The sequence below is a fragment of the Microbispora bryophytorum genome, from assembly GCF_006874465.1.
GTDB lineage: Bacteria > Actinomycetota > Actinomycetes > Streptosporangiales > Streptosporangiaceae > Microbispora > Microbispora bryophytorum.
In genome coordinates, this window is sequence record NZ_VIRL01000058.1 from 1 (window position 1) to 1325 (window position 1325).

At 66.9% G+C, this 1325-nt stretch carries 1 protein-coding gene; it reads right to left on the minus strand.

Annotated features, from left to right (window positions below; genetic code table 11):
* Positions 1-17: 17 nt before the first annotated feature.
* A complete protein-coding gene (locus FLX07_RS35765) occupies positions 18-1085 on the minus strand; it encodes an IS110 family RNA-guided transposase (RefSeq protein ID WP_191049487.1) in 1068 nt (355 codons plus the stop codon).
* Between the last annotated feature and the right edge of the window lie 240 nt (positions 1086-1325).

A 1325-nucleotide genomic window follows, 5' to 3' on the forward strand; every position in this document is an offset into this window, starting at 1 on the left:
GGATGCTCCTATGGATGTCAAGCTGCGAGTTTTTGATCATTTGGTGTGGTGATGATCCGGTAGAGCTCGCGGGCGACGTAGCGTTTGAGGCAGCGGATGATCTCTTTTTTGGAGAGTCCGTCTTTGGTGCGTCGTGCCATGTAGGCGCGGGTGCGTGGGTCCCAGCGCAGACGGCAGATGACAACGCGGTAGAGGGCTTTGTTGGCTTGGCGGTCGCCGCCACGGTTGAGGCGGTGCCGGGTGGTCTTGCCGGAAGAGGCGGGAATCGGAGCGGCGCCGCAGAGCATGGCGAAGGCGGCTTCGGAGGTGAGTCGCTCGTGGTTTTCCCCCGCGGTGACCAGGAGCTGGCCGGCGACATCGGTGCCGACGCCGTTGGCGGCGACCAGGCGGGGGTTGATCGCGGCCACCAGGGGGTCGAGGAGGGCGTCCAGTTCGTCGATCTCTTCACTGAGGCGCTGATGGCGGCGGGCCAAAGAGCGTAAGGCGATTTTCGCCGCGGTCGCCGGGCTGGCGGTGTCGGCCTGGTCGGGCCGCAGGCCGGCGCAGATGCTGATCAGTTGCTTGACGGGCAGGCCGCGTAGCCGTTCGCGCAGGTCGTCGGGGGCGGTGACGATCAGAGCTTTGATCTGGCGTTGCGCGTCGGCGCGCTGGTCGACCGCCGAGCGGCGGGCCACGCGCAGGTTGCGCACGGCTTCGATCCGGCCGTCGCGTTGCTTGGGGGTGCCGGTTCGCTCTCCGGCCAGGGCGGTCTTGGCGGCGCTGATAGCGTCGATCGGGTCGGACTTGCCCTGGAACCGGCGGGTCTTGCGGTCGGGCCGATCGACTTCAATGACGCATACGCCCTGGTCGCGGAGCAAGCGGGCCAGCCCGGCCCCGTAGACGCCGGTGCCCTCGACCCCGACCCGCTGGAGAGGTCCAAAGGAACGCATCCATGCGAGCAAGGCCGCGTACCCGGCGGGATCGGCGGGGAACTGCTCGGTGCCCAGCACCCGGCCGATCGGATCGATCACGGCCGCGGTGTGGGTGTCTTGGTGGGTGTCGACTCCACCGGCCACTTCGAAGTCCTGCTGCTGTTGGGGTGTAATGGAAGCCATCGTCGTCCTGTCGTCTTGACCGGGGGCAGGGCGGCACGCACCAGCCGGGCAACGCGGACAAGACAGAGATGGGGCCTCTGGCCAGGCTCCTATGAAGTCACACCGCCACGTCCGGTGAGTGCACACGAGCATCTCCCGGCCAAGGCCGACACATCCCGTTGAAGACCCGAAGTCAGTCAGAGTTTGAGTCAGACCCTGCCGGGAGGTGCTCACCTACATCATCTCTGTCAG